Origin of the sequence: Idiomarina sp. 29L, assembly GCF_004123135.1 — a bacterium.
Lineage (GTDB): Bacteria > Pseudomonadota > Gammaproteobacteria > Enterobacterales > Alteromonadaceae > Idiomarina.
Map to the genome: position 1 here is coordinate 144,494 of NZ_SDJS01000001.1, position 20,998 is coordinate 165,491.

Genomic DNA, 20,998 nt, shown 5'->3' on the forward strand with positions numbered 1-20,998 from the left:
CCGGCGTGCGCATTAAGCGTACGCCGGTACTCCCGAATGAAAGCGCAGTTCACTATCCTCTGAACGAATCAATTCAGCTTCCCACTCCCTAAACTGATTCACTCTGTCGTTAATATCGGTATCGCTTAGCTTTTGTGCCAGCTCTAAATAGTCTTGATAATGGCGAGCTTCTGAGCGAAGCAAAGACACATAAAAACGCGCAATATCTTCATCTAAGTGCGGAGCCAGAGCCGCAAAGCGTTCACAAGAACGTGCTTCAATAAGTGCACCAATAATCAGTTTATCAATAAGGGCTTCAGGTTCGTAAGTTCTGACTTTTTGTAGCAACTGCTTGGCATAACGGGATGCTGTCAACTTCTGCAACGGAATATTCCGGGTTTCCATAATTTCGTAAACTTGCTGGAAGTGATGCAGCTCTTCGCGTATTAAGCGCGACATCCGCTCAATTATGTTATCGGCAAATGGCTGCGACTCAGCCGCTTTTAAGGCGTGAGAGAGCTGTTTGCTTTTTTGCACATCATGTAACGTGCCAACGCCTCGGTAAACTAAATCCTCATAGGGCTGGAGTGCGTCAAGAAGTAGCTGCCCATGACTTTCTGATACCGCGTACCGGCGTAACAGCAGAGCGGCACTCTGAGCGGCTTTAAGCTCGCAGTGGAGGTGGTCTAATAAGATGATGGGCAAATTCTCTGTTTTCGCAGCTTCGTGTATCCACTCTTTAGGAGTTGGACATATTAGAAAATCATTAATGGGCTCAAGCAGTGTTAGATAGGGCGACACAACAGCGGTATTCAAAACGGACATTCCCCGGTTAAATTGGTTAAAAATGTTAACAAAACTGAACTATAGTTATATCAAAAATGCTTGACAGTGTTAGTTGAGTGCTGAATATTAGTCACATGGGTGAATTTTTCAGCAGTACCTGAATCTAATAATTATAACGTATTTAAGAATTGGGCGGTATGACCGCGTATTACGGGGAAGGTGAAGTTATGATACTGAATCACATTTGGGGTTTGTACGCACACCCGGTACAAGAATGGAAAACCATCGACAGTAAGCGTGAAAGCTTTATGTATTCATGCTCTCACACATTACTGGTCGCTATTCTACCATGTCTTGCTGCATTTTATGCGTCATCGAAGATTGGCTGGAGTGTCGGTGCACGCGAGGCAATCTATCTTGCAGAAAATAGTGCGGTTATGCTTGCCGTCGCAATGTACGTTGGTATTATCGCAGCAACCTTCGCACTGGCCTATCTTATTTACTGGATGGCAAAAACGTTTGGGGCGGATCCTAGCTACACCAAGTCGCTGGAGCTTGCCGCTTATGCTGCAACACCGGTGATCATGTCGGGTATTGCGGCATTGTACCCTGAGTTGTGGTTTGTGGCGTTAGTCTTCCTGGGCGGCGTTGCCTACTCGGTTTACCTGCTGTATTCGGGTCTGCCGGTTATCATGCACATTCCTGAAGAGCGTGGCTTTTTATACGCGAGTTCAGTTGTGACTGCCGGATTAATCGCTATGGTGGTGCTGATGGTAACAACTGCTATCTTGTGGACAAACGGCTTTGGGCCAGAGTTTGTGTCCGGATAATTAAAACCGCTTAATACCAATAAAAAAGCTCGGACCGTAATGGTATCCGAGCTTTTTTGTATTTAAGCGACAGGTGCTTACTTCTTAAGGTAATGACCTGCCAGGCAAGTGACTGGCGCTGCCGTTGGCTTCCCGTGTTGCCAATCGCCGCCTTCTACTCCGCTGCCGGCAATATCGACGTGGATGTAACTTAACGGACGCGAGCTATCAATACCGTGGTTATCCAAACCAGACACACCGACCAAAAATGCCATTGGGAATTGGTGTCCGCGCGGGGTAGTTGCTGAAGGACCATTGTTAGAAGACAGCAAGTCATCGCACAAGGTACGTCCTTTCACAAAGTCAAAGTCTTCGCGGCGTGACCAGGAAATTTCCGTTGGATCGCCATAGGTTTCACCCGCTTCAAATAACGCCTCTGGTAACTTCTGGCGACGAGCATGACCGTTAGGAACCAGTGCACTGTAGGGGCCTTTGGCCAGCGCTGCATGCCCAGTTAATGTAGCGACGGTATAGAGTTCGTGCTCACCGTCTGCCTGTGCCGCTTCTTCACGTAAGTGAGACAGCAAATCCGCCATTATCAAACGGCCTTCAGCGTCAGTATTACCGATACGAACACGCTTACCGCTGTGGCCGGTAATAATTTCGTCGGCGACAAAAGCGTCAGAGCCTATGCTGTTGCGAACCGCACCAATTTCAGCAATAACGTTCAGATGTTCGGGTTGTAGTTCAGCGACGGTTTTCATGAAGCCAGCAACACCAGCGGCACCGCCTTTATCACGGCTCATACCGGCCATGTGGCCACCGGTTTTTAAGTCAGCACCACCGGTGTCATAGACAATGCCTTTACCGGCAAACATAACGGTGCGTTCTGGCTGGCTACCGTGGTACTCCAAACGAATGACGCAGGGACGATGGCGCTCAACCGCCATCGATGAACGGCCAACAGCTGCCAGTAACGGGTACTCATGTTGTAACTGCTGAGAGTCGTCGATAACGCTAACTTTCACCGGTGTATGCGCGAATGCCTGACGGCAGTATTCTGCAAAGCGAGGTGGCGCCATGCGCTCAGGCTCCGTACCTGCTAAGTCGCGGGCAACACGCTTGCCTGCTTCAACAGCCATGGCCCAGTCAGCATCGAGTTCACCAACCAAAGTCACGTTTTCTGTTGGCTCAATCGCTTCTTCGCCGTGCGCTTCACGAGCTTCCAACGGTTGATACAGTGACTGACAGACACCTAAGTAAGCCGCTAAAAACGCCTGTTGGTAGCGGGTGTCATTGATATCAACATTGTTTAATGCAATCACCGGATGACGGGCACCGGCGTCTTGAGCAATTTTGGCCGCCTTATGAGCTGCATCGAAGACCTGACGAACATCGTCAAAGTCACGGTTAAGCGGACCTGTTGGGGCGGTTATTAAGCGCTGACCAGGAACACCTTCAGCCTGGAGCAATAATACATCGCGACCAACGCGTTGGTCGGTTGTTTTTGCTTGTGCAATTTTTTCCGCTAACGCTGAGTCGTCAATAGTGTCAAAGTGACCAATGACAATCAGTGCATCAGTGCCGTCTTTTGAATAAGCGTCAGCAAGTGAGCTGACTACGTCTAATTTTGGAAATGCCATAAATACCTCATTTCTAAATGGTTAAGCGCGACGCCAGCGAGTGCCTTCAGGACCGTCTTCTAATTCAATACCCATAGCAGTCAGCTCGTCACGAGCTTCGTCTGCTACGGCCCAGTTTTTTTCTGCACGCGCATTGTTTCGCTTGGCGATAAGCGCTTCAATTTTGGCAACGTCGTCATCGTCGCCTTGAAGAAATTCGTTGGGGTCGCGTTGTAGTAGCCCCATAACGTCTGAAAATTCTCTTAAAATATACGCAAGTTGTGACGCTTTTTCTGCGTCGGAGTCGCGGTGACGGTTTATGTCACGGGCTATATCGAATAGCACGCTCATCGCTTCTGGCGCATTAAAGTCGTCATCCATTGCGTTTTGGAACTGCCCCCAGTACCCGCTGCGTAGATCATCTGAAGCTTCTTTCGGCTCGATATCCCGTAAAGCGGTATACAAACGCTCAAGAGCCGAGTGCGCCTGGTTTAAGTTCTCTTCGGTGTAATTCAGCTGTGAACGATAGTGGCTCGACAGTAAGAAGTAGCGCACAGTTTCCGCATCATAGGCTTTTAATACTTCGCGGATGGTGAAGAAATTGCCTAAAGACTTCGACATTTTTTCGTCGTTCACTTGTACCATGCCGCTATGCATCCAGTACTTTACATAGTCTGAATGATTCGCGCAGCAGCTCTGCGCAATTTCGTTTTCATGGTGTGGGAATGCCAAATCTGAACCACCACCGTGAATGTCAAAGGTGGTGCCTAAGTGCTTCTTGTTCATGGCGGAGCACTCAATGTGCCAGCCTGGGCGGCCTTCACCCCAGGGCGATGACCAACTCGGCTCACCGGCTTTCGCCGCTTTCCACAAGACAAAATCAAGCGGGTCGTCTTTTTCTTCATCGACATCGACTCGAGCGCCAGACTGCAGTTGCTCGAGGTCCTGGCGACTGAGTTTTCCGTATTCTTTAAAGGTAGACACATCAAACAAAACGTCGCCGCTGTTGGTTTTATAGGCGTTTCCACTGTCGATAAGATCCTGAATCATTTTCAGAATCTCGTCCATGTGTCCGGTGACTGTGGGTTCAATGTCCGGGCGCAGCAAGTTTAATGCGTCAAAGTCCTCATGCATGGCATCAATAAAGCGTGACGTCAGTGCCTGAAAGTCTTCGCCGTTCTCGGCTGCTCGCTTGATGATTTTATCGTCCAGATCAGTAATGTTACGGACATAACTGACGTTGTAACCCAACTTGCGCAAGTAGCGCACGACAATATCAAACGCAACATAAGTACGGGCGTGACCAATATGGCAATAATCGTACGTTGTGACCCCGCAGACATACATGCCAACGTGCCCCGGCTGAATAGGCTCGAATGACTCTTTCTTGCGTGTCAGGGTATTAAAAAGGGTGATTGCCATAATGAAATCTCTTAATTCTCTGCCGTTACGAGTGAAAATAAAGCGCCTATGATACCACCGATGCCTTGCCTCTGGTACACTATCGGCTGGTTTGTTACAGGAAACAGGTAGAAAAAATGCAGGTCATTTTACACACAAATTTTGGCGATATTACCTTAGCAATGCACGACGATACGGCTCCTAAAACCGTTGATAACTTTTTGCAGTACGCTCGTGACGGTTTTTACGACGGCACCATTTTCCACCGTGTGATCAGTAACTTCATGGTGCAGGGCGGTGGTTTTGAGCCGGGTATGAAACAAAAAGAAACGCGCGACAATATTGAGAACGAAGCGCCAACGGCTAAACCGAATGTCGTTGGCTCGGTAGCGATGGCTCGTACGCCAGATCCTCACTCAGCGTCGTCACAGTTTTTCATTAACGTGAACAACAACGACTTCTTGAATTTCCAGAATGAAACACCAAACGGTTATGGCTATTGCGTGTTTGCAGAAGTCACAGACGGTATGGATGTTGTAAACACCATTAAAGACGTGAAGACGGGGTCTGCAGGTTTCCATCAGGACGTGCCTGTTGAAGACGTGATTATCGAAAAAGTGTCTGTTAACGACTAACAATGACAACGGCGTTTATCGCAGACTTACATTTAAGTCCCGGGCGTCCGGATATTCTGGACGCCTTTGCGAACTTTTGTGCGCACAGCACAGACTTAGACGCCTTGTATATTTTAGGCGACTTATTCGATGCCTGGCTTGGCGATGACGACAGCAGTGATTTTGCCTTTCAAATAAAGTCGCAACTTAAGCAACTCAGCGATTCTGGCGTGAAAGTTTATTTCATGGCGGGCAATAGAGACTTTATGGTTGGCGAGCGCTTTGCCACTGAAACCGGTATGACGTTACTGCCAGACGAAACGGTAATTAACCTTTATGGCGAACGTGTCTTATTGATGCACGGTGACACATTGTGCACTTTGGATAAAGGCTATTTGCGATATCGGCGCGTCATTCAGAATCCGATAGTGACTGGTTTGTTACGAAGCTTACCTTTGGCCTGGCGTATGCGTATTGCCAATAAATTAAGGCAAAACTCAAACAGCCAGCGTCCGCAGTTGACGCCTGAGCAGCTTTACCAAATGGATGCTCAGCACCCAGCCGTGCTGGATGTTATGGAAAAGCACCAGGTAAACGAACTTATTCATGGGCATACTCACCGCCCTGCAATACACAGCTTTAAGCTTAACGATGGCACGCCGGCAAAACGTGTTGTGTTAGGCGACTGGTACACCCAGGCCAGTGTCTACCGAGTTTCTAGATAGCGTTTCCGTTTTTTATCCTTAAGTTTGTGTATATCCACTAGAACAAAACCGTCTATGGAGTTATTAAAGTCCGGGTCAATACCAAAGGTCAAAAACTGAACCCCACCTTTTTCACATAATTCCGAGTATTGCTTGTACATCGTCGGTATGGAAAACCCGATATTGGCCAAGTAGGTTTTGAGCTGTGAGAACTCTTCTGAATAGTTGGAACCAGAGAACGTGGGCGTCGTTGACGCCTGAGTTGACTGATAAGGGATGTTGGCTGTTGCTAGTGGCTTAAACGGTGGGAAGTGTGCTGAATAAAAACAAACCAAAGCCGCCTGAGCATCTTTAGGCAGCGCATTGCTGATACTGACCGAGCCAAATAAGTAACGATAACGCGGATGCTTGCGAAGTAGGGCGCCTATACCAACCCATAAGTATTCTAAGCTGCGTTTTCCCCAGTAGCGAGGCTGGACAAAAGAACGCCCTAGTTCTAGCCCTTCTTCGAAAATGAGTTTCATACCCTCTTCAAAGCGATAAAAGCTGTTGGTGTATAAGCCGTCACAACCTTTACTTTGGATAATCTGCCGACAGTCGCCAAGACGATAAGCTCCGGCAATTTCAAGATCGTCCGGATCCCACAAGATTAAATGCATGTACCAGGTATCGTATTCATCAAGATCGCGCCGGTTCCAGGTGCCCTCACCAACGGTTCGAAAAGCAACTTCCCGCAAACGGCCTATTTCTCTTAGAATGGGAGAACTTCCGCTGAATTCGTATAGGTAAATTTTTTTCCCACAATGGGTTTCACCTAGAAGCTCACAGGATTCAATGGCCGCTTTTAGTGGTTGCCTTGGCTCCGGTCGGGCAATTGCGGTTTGGGTGGGATAAATAGTGGGCTTTGTAGAGCCGACTCGGTAAAGGTGTTTTTTAAATAACTTAACTTGTTGATTTAAATTTATAGTTGGCTGATTAAAAGCGGATAACGGAATTTTCTCTCCAATGTCACAGTGAACCTGTTTTTTCTGTTGCCGAAACATTTCTTTCACTAACAAGGCGGTTGCCAGTGGCTTATAAACCATAGACGCAGTGTAAAACCAGGCTGAATTATGAGCACTCAGACGAATGGGCAGAATATCGCTTTGTGTTGACTTAGCTATTTTCAGAAAGCCTGCCGCCCAGCGTGTATCCTTAATACCGTTAGGCCTTAATCGAGAGACCTCACCAGCAGGAAAAATGATGACGCAGCCTTCACTATGCAGGTACTCCCGAATATTTCTGAGATCACTGGGTTGTGGCTTTTCACCAAAGACATTAACAGGTAGTAACATCGGTTTGAGAGGCTCTAGCTCTGTTAACCAGTCGTTCGCCACAATTTTGACATCGCCGCGCACTTCGCTAACTAATCTTAGAAGTGCCAGCCCATCGAGCGAACCGATAGGATGATTGGCGATAATGATCAGGCGACCCGCGGTTGGAATGTTGTCCAGATTTTTGGCTGAGTAGGAGTAGTTGAAATTAAAATAATCCAGTACGTGCTCAACAAAATCGATGCCATCAAGCGGTGGTAGGCTGTTGGTAAATTGTTGGATATCTTTTTCATGTAATAGGTGGCGTAAAAACCACGTCGCTGACTTTTCAAGCCATGGTGTCTTTTTTAAATTGGGGAGTTTTTTATTAACAACCTGTTCGACCGATAACATAGTACAAGCTCCAAGTTTTACTTGTAAGCCTGACTGTAAGGTGGTTGAGTGACAGTTTTGTGAACCTTAAAAAGAAAAGGGAGCTAAACCGCTCCCTTTTACTGACTATTCGAGACGTCTTAGTCGTTAAACTGCTTTCCAAAGAATGAGTCTTCCAACCATTGTGGACGTTGTGCGGCATTGGCAATTTCTTCACCAATAGCAAAGTTGATATTGGTAAAGCGAGCACCGGCCTCGTAGTTAATGTCTAAGCTCAGGCCGTCACTTGGCTTATGATAATGTTCAGCGAAGAACTTACCCCAAACTTCACCACCGTCTTCACCTTCGGTACGAGAATTGAAGCCCGTCATTAAGAACACAGCAGGAATGCCTTTCTTAACCAGAGTGTAGTGATCAGAGCGAGTGAAAATCGCCTGTTCAGGCATTGGATCAGGGCTTTGAGTTGTGTCGTACTTTTTAGCCGCTTTACTGACCGTTTCGCCGAGGGTTGAATGCGATGCACCAAAAGCAACAACGTCAGCAAAGTCATAAAGTAATACTGGCATATCCAGGTTTACGTTAGCGACGATACTATTTAAAGGAACGGTTGGGTTATTAGCGAAGTAGTCTGCGCCTAATAAGCCTTTCTCTTCAGCGGTTACCGCAAGAAACATGACAGAACGCTTAAACTCTTTGTCTGACTCAACAAACAACCGTGCGGTTTCCAGCATAACGGAAACGCCACTGGCGTTATCCATGGCGCCGTTGTTAATGTTATCTTCGCGGCTCATGTCTTTAATCACACCAATGTGGTCAGAGTGCGCGGTGTAAAGAACGTATTCGTCTTTCAGTTTTTCGTCAGAGCCAGGCAAAACAGCGGCGACATTAGGGCTGCTAATCTCTTCATGGCGAGACTCACGCTTTAACGTCACTTTACCTTCCAGGTCGAAACCTTTCGGTGAGAAATCCGGATCTTCCTGAATTTTGGTAAAAATAGTTTCTAACTCAGTTGGCGCATTGGCAAACAAACGTTTTGCAGGTTCGTCGTCTAAGTATGCGGTTCCGCTAATCTGCTGCTCCTGACCTTTAGGAAGACCATTTGGACCTAACCAAGTCATGCGCGGGGTTTTGGTGTAGTAAACGCTGGTTTCGTATTTACGGACTTCTTCACGCACTGGCGTATGCAAGGTAATAATACCAATAGCGCCTTTCTCGCGAGCAATGTCAGACTTAATGTTAGACAAATGAGCGCCTTCTTCACTTGGCAGAAACTCTGGACGCCCCGTCAACATGACAACAATTTTACCTTCAACGTTTAAACCTTCGTAGTCATTAAGACCAAACTCAGGCGCTTCCATACCGTAACCAACAAAAACCAGCGGTGCAGATACTTGATCTTGTTCGCTGTAATGACTTGGACCGGTAATAAACTCTTTCGGGAAATCGAACTCTACGGTTTCACCGTTTACTTCGTAGGTCATTGACGCACTGTTTTCTTTTAATGTGCTTTTGCGAAACGGTATGCGCTGATAATAAGTGCCATCATCGCCGGCTGGTTCTAAGCCAAGGCGTTTAAATTCAGAAACGATATAGTTCGACGCAATTTCATGACCTTCGCTGCCGGTTTGGCGGCCTTTAAGATCGTCGTCAGCTAAAAACTCAAGGTGTGAGCGAATGTTGGCTTCTTTTGCGCTGACATCAACGGTTTGCGACTGAGTTTCCGGTGCTCCGCAAGCGGCAACAAATAGACTAAGCGCCGCGGGTGCAAGGATACGAGAAAGTTTCATGAGCTGTCCTCTGATTGTAGTTGTTCTCGAGAATCGAATTGATTGTACCTGAGCGAGCACTATTCAACCATAGATTCTCAGCAAAAGAGTGTTGCAAAATGTTCCTGATTTACGTAATGTTATAATATAACACAATCAAGAAGGGCAATTTGTCATGAAGTTGAATACTTTAACCTTAGCTATTCTCGCTGTTTCATCGACGGCATTGGCGCAAGACCAGGAGCATGAGCATCCGGACCCCACTGAGGTTATCACCATAACGGCAAACCCATTAGGAAAAACCGCTTTAGAATCGACGCAACCCGTCAGCATTATTTCGGGTGATGAGCTTAAACAAAAACACGCACACAGTTTAGGTGAGACGTTGTCGTCCGAACCCGGAATTAACAACACACATTTTGCCAATGTAGCCGGGAGTCCTATTGTACGTGGGCTTGGCGGTCCACGCGTCAAAATCACCCAAAATGGATTAGACACCGGTGACGTATCCCGCGGAAGCCCGGACCATGCAGTGACAACAGAAACCAGCACGGCTGAACAAATAGAGGTTTTGCGTGGGCCGGCAACGCTTCTATACGGTAGTGGTGCTATTGGCGGGGTTATCAACGTTGTCGACAACCGCATTCCGAGCGAACCGGTTTATGGGTTGCAAGGTAATGTGAATGGCTCGTTGTCGTCAAATAATGACAACAAAGAAGCATCGTACGACCTACAAGTAGGTAATGGCACCTGGGCGCTTTATTCTGATGCGTTTGTACGAGATGCGAATGACTATGAAACGGCGTCCTTTATCAATGATGAAGGCGAGCGCGTTGACTCCGTTGAAAACAGTTTTGTTGAAGCTCAGGGCGGAACACTGGGTGTAAGTTATCAATTTGATAACGGCTTTTTTGGACTGTCTTATCAGGGACTGTCGCAAGACTATGGTATTCCAGGACATGCTCACCATGAGGAAGGGCACGAAGAAGAAGCTCATGAAGAAGAGTTGCCCGAGGCTCATGGTCCTTACGCAAATTTAGAGCAAGATCGCGTTCAACTTGCGGGTCAGTGGAGAAGTCCGTTCAGCGGTATTGAGCAAGTGGATTTTCGAGGCGTTCTTACTGATTATCAACATCAGGAAATCGAAGAAGACTTCGTCGCAACCCAGTTTGAAAATCAGCAGAAAGAAGTTCGCTTAACGGCACGTCACCAAACGTTAGCGGGCTGGTCTGGTGCTATCGGTTGGCAGTGGGACATTAGTGACAAGTCAGCCATTGGTGAAGAAGCCTTCACACCGGATACTTCCCGCAGAACGCAAGGGCTTTTCTGGGTGGTTGAGCAGGAATTTGGTGATCACCATGTTGATTTAGGTGCGCGTTATGAACGTACGTCGTTAGCCAGTGAAGACTGGCAGCTCAATACCTTCAGTGCGGTTTCTGCCTCGGCGGGTTATTTGTATCATTTTGATAAGCACACATCTGTATCCGTTAACTTGAGTCATGCTGAGCGAGCACCGAGTGGCACGGAAGTGTTTTCCAACGGCAACCATTTTGCGACTCGTACCTATGAGTTAGGACTTGGCTATGAACTGCATGAAGAAGCCTCCGGTGAATACCACATAGAAACGGCAGAGCATCGTATTGAAACGGAGCGCTCGAATAACCTGGACCTTGGTGTGCATTATGAAACTGACATGTTTCATGCGAATTTTAATGTGTTCTATAACCGTGTTGATGACTTTATTTATGATGACTTTGTTGGCATAACCAGTGAGCAGATTCATGGCGATGAAGATCATGATGAACATCAGGGAGAAGAACACTCTGAAGAAGATCACGCTCATGCCGAAGCCTTACAGGTAGTTCAGTTTAATCAGTTAGATGCGGAGCTTTACGGTTATGAGCTTGAGCTAGATTGGCAATTAAGTGACGCTTGGTCAGTCCATGGTTTCAGTGACTACACTCGCGCGAAACAGCGTGACGGTGGTAATTTAGCTCGAATTCCGGCTCAACGTCTGGGGGCTGAAGTTCGCTATCAGGCGCAAAGTTGGGATGGCTCTCTCGGTTACACGCGTTATTTCTCTCAGGATAAGGTGGCAGTGAACGAGTCAGAAACAGATGCTTATGGCCTGTTAAATGCACGCGTAAGCATGTATCCAAACTGGTTGGCAAATTATGGTGCGACCCTTTATTTGAAGGGGGAAAACCTTACCAATCAGCTCGGCTTAGTGCATAGTTCTTACTTAAAAGAAGAGGCTCCGGTAATGGGGCGTCAGTTCCAGGCAGGAGTGTCTATTACTTTCTAAAGCCCGACTACACCGCCACTGCTTTTTAGTGGCGGTGCTCTAGTGACAGTATTTTCCCGTCAGTTCACCGCACAGTCACCGACATTTCATTGTCAGTTTGCTATCATTGTTAACAGCTGTTTAACAAGTCACTTTAAGGTAGCTGTTTTGTTTATTAAATCCCGCTTTGTCACCTCATTGATTGGTGTTTTTTGTGTCGTTTTAAGTACGTCGGCAACGGCCGAGAAACTTACAATAGAGCGTTTGTTTAGTGCGCCGTCTTTGGTTGGTGAAAAGCCGCGGTCTTTGCGCTTCGCGCCTGGCGACAATTACTTGTCGTACTTAAAGGGCAGTGAAGCGAACCCGGATCGTTATGACTTGTGGCTCTATGACATTAAAAAAGCAGAGCACACAAAACTGGTCGCTGCTAATGACTTAACGTCCAGCTCGCAAGAGTTGTCTGACGAGGAAAAGGCTCGCCGGGAACGTCAACGTATTAGCGGAACGGGCATTATCGAGTACAGTTGGTCATATAATGGCGATGCCATACTGTTTCCTTACAACGGCGACATATTTTATTATTCGGTGAAAAGCACCAAGGTGAAGCGCTTGACCGAAACGGCAGCGTTTGAAACCGATGTCCGTTTGTCCCCAAAAGGAAATTTCGTTTCTTTTATTAGAAATCAAAACCTTTTCTATATCGATTTAGCGAGTGGAAAAGAGACGGCAGTAACTACTGAAGGTGGTGGGTTAGTCAAATACGGTATGGCGGAATTTGTTGCCCAGGAAGAAATGAAGCGCATGACAGGGTATTGGTGGTCGCCCGACGAGTCGGCTATTGCCTTAACTCGAGTCGATGAGAGCCCTGTACCTGTGGCGACCCGAACTGAAATATACGCAGACGAAGTGAAAGTTATTAAACAGCGCTACCCGTTTGCTGGTGCTGATAACGTCAATATCGACTTGGGCGTTTATCACCTGGGAGACGAGCGTACTAAATGGCTTGGATTAGATGAGCTGGGGGACGGGTATTTAGCTCGGGTCAACTGGCTGAATGACAGCGAGAGGTTGAGTTACCAATGGCAAAGTCGTGACCAGCAACAGTTGGCTTTGCGCCTTTTTAATGTCGATACGGAACAGCAAAACGTACTGGTCGAAGAAACCTCAGATACCTGGATTAATCTTCATAATGACCTGTACTTTTTGGAAGATAACAACCATTTCATTTGGGCATCAGAGCGCAGTGGGTACAAGCATTTGTACTTGTACCGACTGGATGGCTCGTTAATTCGTCAGCTCACTTCAGGTGACTGGATGGTCGATGAACTGGAAGCGGTTGATGAAAGCTCTGGTATTTTGTATTTCACCGCACGTCGGAAAAGTCCACTTGAACGTCATTTGTATCGAGCTCAGTTAAATAGTGGTTCCAGTAATAACCCAACGCAGATTACTGAGCGAGAAGGTATGCACGACGTTGAGTTTTCATCGACGTTTCACCGCTATATTGATACGTTCTCATCGCCTGAACAGCCAGTGCAAGTCAGTTTACACGGCCCAACGGGAGAGCGTCAGGCGTGGCTTTTGGAAAATAGAATAGACAAAAACCACCCGCTTGTTGAGTACATGCGAGACTGGAGTTATCCGGAATTCGGTGAGCTAACGGCTGAAGACGGACAAACGCTGTATTACAAAATGACCAAGCCGACGGACTTTGATAAAACCCAAAAATACCCGGTGATGGTCTATGTGTACGGAGGACCGGGAGCGCAGCGGGTGACGAAAAGCTGGGGCAACCATTTTGTTCAGTATATGGCGCAGCAGGGCTTTATTGTCTTTACATTAGACAACCGGGGCTCGGATAACCGTGGCAAAGCGTTTGAAGCACCTATTTATAAAAACATGGGCTCGCCGGAAGTAACGGATCAGGTAACCGGAGCGACTTTCCTTAAGTCATTGCCCTATGTGGATGGAAGTCGTATTGGTATTTATGGGCACAGCTACGGCGGCTACATGACACTGATGGCGATGTTTAAAGCGCCTGAACATTTCAGCGCCGGGGTTTCCGGAGCCCCGGTAACCGACTGGCGCTTGTACGACACCCATTACACCGAGCGTTTTATGGGCATGCCTGATGAAGGTGAAAACTATGAGGCTGCGTCGGTGTTTCCATACGCAGATGGTCTTAAAGGTGACTTGTTGATGTACCACGGCATGGCTGATGACAACGTATTGTTCACGCACAGCACCAAACTCTATAAGCAGTTGCAGGACAATGAGCAGCCATTTGAAATGATGAACTACCCGGGTAAGAAGCACTCCATTAACGGACGTCATACAAAAATTCATCTCTACTCGATGATCGCCCAATTTTTTCAACAAACCATTGGCGAACAATAGGTTATAATATGCGCATATCCTTCTCGAAAGAGTTCTCAACAAAGGAGTGGTTATGCGCTTTTTATCTCGCCGTTTAGTAATGCCTAATGATCTTAACTTTGCCGGCTCACTGTTTGGTGGCCGTATTCTGGAGTGGATTGATGAAGAGGCTTACATCTTTGCCAGCTGCCAGTTAGGTGCTAAAAGCCTGGTAACGAAACACATTGGTGCCATTACTTTTGAAACTTCAGCATTTCAGGGAGACGTTGTTGAGTTCGGTCTGGAAGTGAAAACGGTCGGGCGTACTTCATTGGCTATTACGTGCTTAGTGCGTAATAAACATACCAAGCAAAATATCTGTACGGCCGACGATATCGTCTTTGTTCACATTGACCCTGAAACTCGTAAGCCAACGGCTCACGGTAAAACGAAGGACGAACTGGACGATTTTGCAGGGTCGCTGTAAGCAACCCTGCCACTTTTCATTAGATAGGTGAGCCTGGAGGGAGTGCTTCAGGCTCATAGCTTTTCGGCCATTCACCATTTTCTATAAAGCCGTCAATATCGGCAGCAAGCTGTGTTGCAAAACGATTGCCATTTGCGGCTAGCGTTTCTTTCATACGTTTTATTTCTGACATGACTTGCAAGCGACTTTCAGGCGCCAAACTGCTGCTCTGAACAGTCTTGATAAGCGCGTTCACTGCTGTGGTAACAAGTCGCTGATGCAATGGGCTTTTCGTGTTTTCGTTCCAGTCGTTAAAGACCTGCTTGAAAACCTGAGAGCTTACCTCTGCCGGTGAAGGTACATTACTGTCAGCACTATGTTGTTGTACTAAGCGGTTTAAGCGTTGAGGGTTCAGTACTAATTGCAGTGAATGGTTCGCTGCGCTTGCAGCCATGCTAACAGGATCTGGAATTAATCCCGTCCTCCCGTTAAACCGCTCGCGTGAGTCGCTTTCGCCGTAGGCCAACGGCACTAACCATTGTTGTATTTGCTCTGGTACGGCTAACGTATCGGCGCTAATGGTTCTGAGTAATTGAGAAAGAGCTGACTGCTGGCGCGAGCCTCCAACCGCTTGGTATCTGTCCGTATTATCACCCGCCAGATAATACTCATAGTTGACACCGCCAAGCCATTTGACCGCTGCTTCGGTCTGGTAACGATGCAATAAGTAGACGGGAACGAAAAACTCCTGCAACCGGCTCAAAGGTTCATTGTCATTAAGAAACGCTTTGCTGAAATTATTAAGCACTTGCTCTCTGACGGTTAGTAAGCGCTCCAGCTCGGTAACCGGATTACTGCCGTTATCCCATAAATGAGCCGTCGGGTGCGCGCCACCGGTAGGTCGTGCATCTCTGTCTGAGATGAAGCCCAGCCCTAATGATTTGTTTTTATCCAAAATACGAGTTAACTGCTCGGTAGCGGATGGCATACCGCCGAAGTCACTGTAACCGTAAGCAATGACTTGCTTGTCCCATACACCTAATCCGACATCGTATGCGTCCGCCAGTGTTAGGGTGCCTTCGGTCGTCAAATTAACCAAGGGGTGAGGGTAGTCCATAACCGAGGCGCGATCCGCTGTACTGGCGGCAAAGTTATGAGCAATACCTAATGTATGACCAATTTCATGAGCGCTTAACTGGCGAATACGAGCTAACGCCATTTCCTTAACGGCTTCTTTTAATGCTTGCTTGTCCTCAACAAAAGGAGCGAGCAAAGCCGATGCTATTTTCATATCCTGACGCACACGCAGTGAACCTAAGGTGACGTGACCTTTAATGATTTCACCGGTGCGTGGGTCAATAACAGAAGAGCCATAAGACCATCCGCGGGTAGCCCGGTGAACCCATTGAATAACATTATAACGAACGTCCATAGGGTCGGCGTCTGCTGGCAGCATTTTTACCTGAAACGCATTGTCATAACCAATGGCTTCAAAACCTTCCTGCCACCATTTTGCGCCTTCTAATAAAGCAGAACGAACTGGCTCGGGCGCACCGGGATCGAGGTAGTAAGTGATAGGTTGGCGCGCTTCACTTTCAGACGCAATCGGATCTTGTTTCTGCAAACGGTGGCGCGGAATGTATTGTACCGTCATAGACTCGCCAAGTGGAGCGGCATAGTCTTTAAAACTGTGTGACCAGAAGCCGCTGTTAGTATGGAATTCACGTGGCAAGTAGCCGGCATCCGGAAGTTGAATAAAAGAGTGGTGCAAGTGCAGGGTTAAAGCGTCTGCATTTGCAGCGGTTTCGCGTACCCAGCGACCTTTACCTTCACCAACAAAGGTCACTTTTGCTTCCAGTTCGGTATTTTCAGGAAAGGCTTTGCTGCGCTCTGGGTAAACGACAGAGCGTTGAGTATCGACTTTAAACTGCCCTTGTTCGGTGCCCGCCAAGCGTTGGGTTACGCCGTGTACGTCGCTGAATAAGTAGGGTGTGTAGTCGATGAGCACATACGAGTCACTGTTGGCAACAATCTTAAAACCGTAAAGTACCGCGTCTGCGAAAGCTTCATTCACACTTTGACGTTCCGCGACGTTCTCGGTTTGCGCACGATAATTGGTGTTGTGCTGCATCAGTAACGCTTTGTCGCCTTCAATATGAAAAGACGATAAGCGGGTTTCGCCTAACTGACCTCTGTCCAAACCAATGTCGTTGGAGCCCAACCCCCAGGGAAGACTGGTTTGGAATATAAACTGTTGACCATTTTTGGGCACTTGAAGGTAGTAATTGCCATTTTTCTGATCATGATAAAACGTAAAAAAACCGTCCTGTTTCGAAAAGGACTCGGTAAAAGCTTCAATGGTTGCCGGAGGCTTCTGCTCAGCCGCTTGGCTGAACGAGGTAAAGCTGCTTAAAGCAAGCAGGCAAATTAAGAGTATGTGTCGCATGGTTTATCCCAGTTGTTCTGCTATTTCTTCTAATATTTGTGTTGTCCACTGTTCAATACGTTCATCAGATAACTCATATTGTGAGTCTTCATCCAGAGATAAGCCGACGAACTGCGAGTTATCTGCGGTTAATGCTTTAGAAGCGGCGAAGTCGTAACCTTGGTTGGGCCAAAAGCCAATGCGTTTACAGCCATGATCAGCAATAGCGTCATGCAGCATTCCGAGCGCATCTTGGAACCAGTCGGTGTAGCCTTCCTGGTCGCCCATACCGTAAAGCGCCACAATCTTTCCGCGGAGATCAACGTCGTTAATATCGTCCCAATGACTCTCCCAGTCCTCCTGCAACTCACCGAAATCCCAAGTAGAAATACCCAAAATAAGAATGTCGAATTGCTCGGCGTCTTTAAGCGGGGTGTCTTTGATATTAAACAAGGTCACAATATCTTCACCAATGGCTTGCTGTATTTTTTCGGCAGCTATTTCCGTGTAGCAGGTGGTAGAACCGTAAAACAAACCAATTTGCAGTGACATAGATTACACCTTGACCTTCAGTTAACGATTGGATGTGGATGCATTGTACCAAAAAGACCGATAGAATAACCCACCTTTGTGACGCAGTATGAATCAAGAAGAGGGCAGTATGGACTTTGATCAACAGGTCGAGCAACTTGAAACGGTGTTCGATGAGGCCGTTGTTTCAGGTAATGACGATGAGTTATTTGCCAGCGGTTATTTGCGTGGCCACTTCGATTTGGTGGTAGCACAGTTGGAAATGTCCGGAAATGCTGATACCGACAAGCTAATGCCGTCGCTCGAGCAGGCAGTTCACGACACACGCCATGAACTTGCACCTGCTGATCAAGCACATATTAAAAACTTAATGGATAAGTTAGCGGTGAAAGCGGGCGGGAGATAATCTCGCCAGAGCATCGTCGGTCAGCGGTAGTGTATCGTTGCCTATAAGTCCCGCCAGAATTTCGCCTAACAAAGGCGCCGACGTAAAACCTCTGGAACCCAGCCCGGTTATTCCGTAAAGCCCTGAGCACAGTTGACCGACAACAGGTTGATGGTCTGGTGTGGTAGCCCTTACCGACGCTCGTTGTGTATGAACGTCAAGCTCTTTTGCCCAGGGTTGCTTTGCGTTGTCGTTGAGTTGCTTAAGGTTTTCTTCGTTATCTTCCAAGCGTGTCTCTAAGTCTGTTTCACCACGAGTAAACGTAGCCCCCAGACAATGTATGCTTTCAGACTCAGGCACTAAATAGCCTTTATAGCAGAGCACCGTTTTTAAAGGAGCGAGGCTTTTGGTCGTTTTAACTTGAGTTATTTGCCCGCGCACCGGCTTTATCGGCAAAGGTTCAACGTCTGCTGGTAGCAGCTCATTAAAGTTATGACCCGTGGCGAGCACCACACGCTTAGCCTGAATACTTTCTCCGTTGCTCAGTGAAATACGCCAACCACCTTCGGCCGCTCTGCTAATACTTTGTACGTTATGGTTGACGATCTCGCTACCGGCTTGCCGGAATAACGACTTAACGACTGGCTCAGGTTTTAACCAACCCGCTTGAGGATAAAACAGAGCAGGGGTGTCGATGGTAATTCCAGCGGTTTTGTTCGTGTCTTCCGCGTTCAAGTAGCGAACCGTTGTTTCGTTATATAAGTCACTAGCGACTTTTTGAAAGCGCTGCTCTCGCTGTTCATTGAATGCGGGCTGCAAAACGCCGCTGGCTTGCCAGTGCCCGGGTACGTATTGACGGTAAGTATTCAGTGCAGTGCTAAATGCTTGCCAGTAAAAGCGGCTAAGGGGAGTATGCTCAGCATGCAGTAAGGGGTAAACGGCCCCTTGCGGGTTGCCTGACGCGCCGTCGGCTAAACTAGGCGAAATAACCTTAGTGGTAACGCCACGTTTGTGTAACGACAGGGCACAGCAAGCTGCGCTTATACCGCCGCCAATAATAACAACGCTATCGGTCTGTGGGTCGACGCTCTGTGTTTCGAGCTTAACGGCTTGCCCTTGATACTGACCACACACCATTTCCCGTTTGCGGCCGTAGCCGGAAACTTTGTTGACCGCAAACCCAGCGTCGTTAAGTCCGCGACGAACCACTCCGGCGGCCGTAAACGTGGCATAAGTAGTACCTTCATGAGCGGTCACCGCCATGGTTTCGAATAGCTGACGTTGCCACATATCCGGATTTTTCGATGGGGCAAAGCCATCTAAAAACCACGCGTCTACTTTATGTTTGGCCTGCGGCTGCCATTGAGGAAAAAGTTCGTTAACATCACCTATCCACAAATCTAAAGTAACTCTTCCTCCGGCAAAAGTCAGCCGGTGACATCCCGCTTCGGGTGAAGGGTAATGTTCCAGCAAAATTGAGCTGACTTTTTTTACGTCGGGCAATAATGCATAGGCCTGCTGCAACTGCTCCTTGGTTAAAGGGAATTTCTCGAAGCTGATAAAGTGCAGGCGGCCATTGGTTGGCGCATGCTCAAGAAACTGTTGCCAGGCCAGTAAAAAGTTAAGGCCGGTACCAAACCCTGTTTCTGCAACGGTAAAGCATTCTTGTTTTTTAAGGTTTTGCCAACGCTCAGGTAATCCGTTGTGCTTAAGAAATACGTATTGGCTTTCGTCAATGCCACTTTCTATTGAAAAATAAATATCATCGAAAGTGGTGGAAACAGGTACGCCATACTCGTTAAACTTGACCGACGCTTTAGAATTCAAGTGTTTGCCCCATGATTTATTGGCAGATGCTCGCTATAATAACAAGATTACTAAAAACAGTGCACAAAGCAGACCACATTCTTAGAACACGTTAGTTACTATACCGACGTATAAATGTCAGACAGGATTTTAGAATGAGAAGAGCAGTGATAACCGGCCTTGGTATCGTATCAAGCATCGGTAACAATCAAGAAGAAGTACTGGACAGCTTGCGTCAGGGCAAGTCAGGCATTAGCCGCTCTGAATCTTTTGCGGAGATGGGACTTCGCTGTCAGGTTTGGGGGCCGGTAAAGCTTGACCCTAAAGACCATATCGATCGTAAAGCATTGCGCTTTATGGGTGACTCAGCCGCTTATGCTTATATTGCTATGTCTCAGGCAATTGAAGACGCAGGGCTAAGCGAAGATGAAATTTCCAACCCTCGCACCGGGCTGGTTGTCGGCTCTGGTGGCGCTTCTGGTGAGCATCAAGTTGCTGCGGCAGATATTCTGCGTGAGCGCGGCGTTAAGCGCGTAGGGCCTTATATGGTACCTCGTTGCATGGCATCCACGACATCGGCATGTCTTGCTACACCATTCAAAATAAAAGGCGTGAACTATTCAATTAGTTCAGCGTGTGCGACGTCAGCACACTGTATTGGTCACGCTCTAGAGCTTATTCAATTTGGTAAGCAAGACCGTGTCTTTGCCGGTGGTGGTGAAGAGCTTCACTGGACTTTGGGCATGGAATTCGACGCCATGGGCGCGTTAAGTACCAAATACAATGATACGCCTGAGAAAGCATCGCGCACCTATGACCAGGATCGCGATGGCTTTGTCCCAGCTGGTGGTGGCGGTATCTTGGTTATTGAAGAGCTAGAAGCGGCTAAAGCACGTGGCGCGAAAATTTACGGCGAAATTGTTGGCTACGGCGCTACTTCAGACGGCTATGACATGGTTGCACCGTCAGGTGAAGGTGCGGTTCGTTGCATGAAAATGGCAATGGAAACTGTCGACAGCCCAATCGACTATCTGAATACTCACGGAACCAGCACGCCAGTGGGCGATGTGAAAGAACTAGAGGCTATTCGTGAGGTGTTCCCTGAAAAGACACCAATGATTAGCGCAACTAAAGCTATGACCGGTCACGCGCTAGGCGCGGCTGGTGTTCATGAAGCCATTTATTCATTGCTGATGCTGAAGCACGGCTTTGTCACGCCATCTATCAATATTGAAAAGTTAGATGAGCAGGCCGATGGCATGAACATTATTCGTCAGACAACGGACGCGCCATTGCGTACGGTTATGTCGAATAGTTTTGGTTTTGGTGGCACAAACGCGTCATTGGTTATGCGCCAATACGCAGAGTAAACGGTGTCAT

Annotated in this window: 16 protein-coding genes; 8 read left to right on the forward strand and 8 right to left on the reverse strand. The window is 47.6% G+C overall.

Annotated elements, in window-relative coordinates:
- Nucleotides 1-12: 12 nt before the first annotated feature.
- On the reverse strand, nt 13-795 hold the full coding sequence (miaE, locus tag EST55_RS00700) for a tRNA isopentenyl-2-thiomethyl-A-37 hydroxylase MiaE (RefSeq protein ID WP_129496160.1): 783 nt from the start codon (nt 793-795) through the stop codon (nt 13-15).
- Nucleotides 796-992: 197 nt separating this feature from the next.
- On the opposite strand from miaE, the gene EST55_RS00705 reads away from it, so the two are divergent.
- Complete coding sequence (locus EST55_RS00705; protein ID WP_088769387.1) at nt 993-1,595, forward strand: Yip1 family protein; 603 nt, start codon at nt 993-995, stop codon at nt 1,593-1,595.
- A gap of 77 nt (nt 1,596-1,672) precedes the next feature.
- On the opposite strand, the gene EST55_RS00710 is transcribed toward EST55_RS00705, so the two are convergent.
- The gene (locus EST55_RS00710; protein ID WP_129496161.1) at nt 1,673-3,217 is read right to left on the reverse strand and encodes a leucyl aminopeptidase family protein; all 1,545 of its coding nucleotides are present in this window, start codon (nt 3,215-3,217) and stop codon (nt 1,673-1,675) included.
- Between the two features lie 21 nt (nt 3,218-3,238).
- Nucleotides 3,239-4,618, reverse strand: coding sequence for a cysteine--tRNA ligase (gene cysS, locus EST55_RS00715; protein ID WP_129496162.1), 1,380 nt, complete (start codon nt 4,616-4,618; stop codon nt 3,239-3,241).
- Between the two features lie 116 nt (nt 4,619-4,734).
- On the opposite strand from cysS, the gene EST55_RS00720 reads away from it, so the two are divergent.
- Both EST55_RS00720 and EST55_RS00725 read left to right on the forward strand, forming a co-directional pair.
- Entirely contained in the window at nt 4,735-5,232 is a 498-nt protein-coding gene (locus EST55_RS00720; protein WP_129496163.1) for a peptidylprolyl isomerase, read from the forward strand.
- Between the two features lie 2 nt (nt 5,233-5,234).
- Nucleotides 5,235-5,936, forward strand: coding sequence for a UDP-2,3-diacylglucosamine diphosphatase (locus EST55_RS00725; RefSeq protein ID WP_129496164.1), 702 nt, complete (start codon nt 5,235-5,237; stop codon nt 5,934-5,936).
- On the opposite strand, the gene EST55_RS00730 is transcribed toward EST55_RS00725, so the two are convergent.
- Both EST55_RS00730 and EST55_RS00735 read right to left on the reverse strand, forming a co-directional pair.
- Nucleotides 5,918-7,621, reverse strand: coding sequence for a lysophospholipid acyltransferase family protein (locus EST55_RS00730; protein ID WP_129496165.1), 1,704 nt, complete (start codon nt 7,619-7,621; stop codon nt 5,918-5,920). The genes EST55_RS00725 and EST55_RS00730 overlap by 19 nt on opposite strands.
- Nucleotides 7,622-7,740: 119 nt before the next feature.
- Nucleotides 7,741-9,387 (reverse strand): M28 family metallopeptidase, encoded by a 1,647-nt coding sequence (locus tag EST55_RS00735; protein ID WP_129496166.1) that lies wholly within the window; start codon nt 9,385-9,387, stop codon nt 7,741-7,743.
- Between the two features lie 154 nt (nt 9,388-9,541).
- Between EST55_RS00735 and EST55_RS00740 the strand changes: the two genes are divergently transcribed.
- From EST55_RS00740 to EST55_RS00750, 3 genes are all read left to right on the forward strand, one after another.
- Nucleotides 9,542-11,671, forward strand: a complete 2,130-nt coding sequence (locus EST55_RS00740) for a TonB-dependent receptor (protein WP_129496167.1) — start codon at nt 9,542-9,544, stop codon at nt 11,669-11,671.
- A gap of 177 nt (nt 11,672-11,848) precedes the next feature.
- Complete coding sequence (locus EST55_RS00745) at nt 11,849-14,047, forward strand: alpha/beta fold hydrolase (RefSeq protein ID WP_240665233.1); 2,199 nt, start codon at nt 11,849-11,851, stop codon at nt 14,045-14,047.
- A 52-nt stretch (nt 14,048-14,099) separates the two neighbouring features.
- The gene (locus tag EST55_RS00750) at nt 14,100-14,492 is read left to right on the forward strand and encodes a hotdog domain-containing protein (RefSeq protein ID WP_053952867.1); all 393 of its coding nucleotides are present in this window, start codon (nt 14,100-14,102) and stop codon (nt 14,490-14,492) included.
- 19 nt (nt 14,493-14,511) lie between these two features.
- On the opposite strand, the gene EST55_RS00755 is transcribed toward EST55_RS00750, so the two are convergent.
- Together EST55_RS00755 and fldB are read right to left on the reverse strand one after the other, a co-directional pair.
- Nucleotides 14,512-16,917, reverse strand: a complete 2,406-nt coding sequence (locus EST55_RS00755) for a zinc-dependent metalloprotease (RefSeq protein WP_129496169.1) — start codon at nt 16,915-16,917, stop codon at nt 14,512-14,514.
- 3 nt (nt 16,918-16,920) lie between these two features.
- On the reverse strand, nt 16,921-17,442 hold the full coding sequence (gene fldB, locus EST55_RS00760) for a flavodoxin FldB (protein ID WP_129496551.1): 522 nt from the start codon (nt 17,440-17,442) through the stop codon (nt 16,921-16,923).
- Between the two features lie 94 nt (nt 17,443-17,536).
- Here fldB and EST55_RS00765 point away from each other — a divergent pair, with 94 nt between their 5' ends.
- On the forward strand, nt 17,537-17,833 hold the full coding sequence (locus EST55_RS00765; RefSeq protein ID WP_240665220.1) for a YfcL family protein: 297 nt from the start codon (nt 17,537-17,539) through the stop codon (nt 17,831-17,833).
- Here the strand turns inward: EST55_RS00765 and mnmC are convergent.
- Nucleotides 17,807-19,639 carry a bifunctional tRNA (5-methylaminomethyl-2-thiouridine)(34)-methyltransferase MnmD/FAD-dependent 5-carboxymethylaminomethyl-2-thiouridine(34) oxidoreductase MnmC gene (gene mnmC / locus EST55_RS00770; RefSeq protein ID WP_129496170.1) on the reverse strand — a complete coding sequence of 611 codons (1,833 nt, stop codon included), beginning with the start codon at nt 19,637-19,639 and terminating at the stop codon, nt 17,807-17,809. The genes EST55_RS00765 and mnmC overlap by 27 nt on opposite strands.
- Nucleotides 19,640-19,773: 134 nt before the next feature.
- On the opposite strand from mnmC, the gene fabB reads away from it, so the two are divergent.
- Nucleotides 19,774-20,988: a beta-ketoacyl-ACP synthase I gene (gene fabB, locus EST55_RS00775; protein WP_129496171.1), complete on the forward strand. Its 1,215-nt coding sequence runs from the start codon at nt 19,774-19,776 to the stop codon at nt 20,986-20,988.
- The last annotated feature ends 10 nt before the right edge of the window (nt 20,989-20,998 follow it).

Coding starts and splice junctions, on each gene's coding strand:
- EST55_RS00705 (WP_088769387.1), top strand. CDS start 993: ATGATACTGAATCACATTTGGGGTTTGTACGCACACCCGGTACAAGAA.
- EST55_RS00710 (WP_129496161.1), bottom strand. CDS start 3,217: ATGGCATTTCCAAAATTAGACGTAGTCAGCTCACTTGCTGACGCTTAT.
- cysS (WP_129496162.1), bottom strand. CDS start 4,618: ATGGCAATCACCCTTTTTAATACCCTGACACGCAAGAAAGAGTCATTC.
- EST55_RS00720 (WP_129496163.1), top strand. CDS start 4,735: ATGCAGGTCATTTTACACACAAATTTTGGCGATATTACCTTAGCAATG.
- EST55_RS00725 (WP_129496164.1), top strand. CDS start 5,235: ATGACAACGGCGTTTATCGCAGACTTACATTTAAGTCCCGGGCGTCCG.
- EST55_RS00730 (WP_129496165.1), bottom strand. CDS start 7,621: ATGTTATCGGTCGAACAGGTTGTTAATAAAAAACTCCCCAATTTAAAA.
- EST55_RS00735 (WP_129496166.1), bottom strand. CDS start 9,387: ATGAAACTTTCTCGTATCCTTGCACCCGCGGCGCTTAGTCTATTTGTT.
- EST55_RS00740 (WP_129496167.1), top strand. CDS start 9,542: ATGAAGTTGAATACTTTAACCTTAGCTATTCTCGCTGTTTCATCGACG.
- EST55_RS00750 (WP_053952867.1), top strand. CDS start 14,100: ATGCGCTTTTTATCTCGCCGTTTAGTAATGCCTAATGATCTTAACTTT.
- EST55_RS00755 (WP_129496169.1), bottom strand. CDS start 16,917: ATGCGACACATACTCTTAATTTGCCTGCTTGCTTTAAGCAGCTTTACC.
- EST55_RS00765 (WP_240665220.1), top strand. CDS start 17,537: ATGAATCAAGAAGAGGGCAGTATGGACTTTGATCAACAGGTCGAGCAA.
- fabB (WP_129496171.1), top strand. CDS start 19,774: ATGAGAAGAGCAGTGATAACCGGCCTTGGTATCGTATCAAGCATCGGT.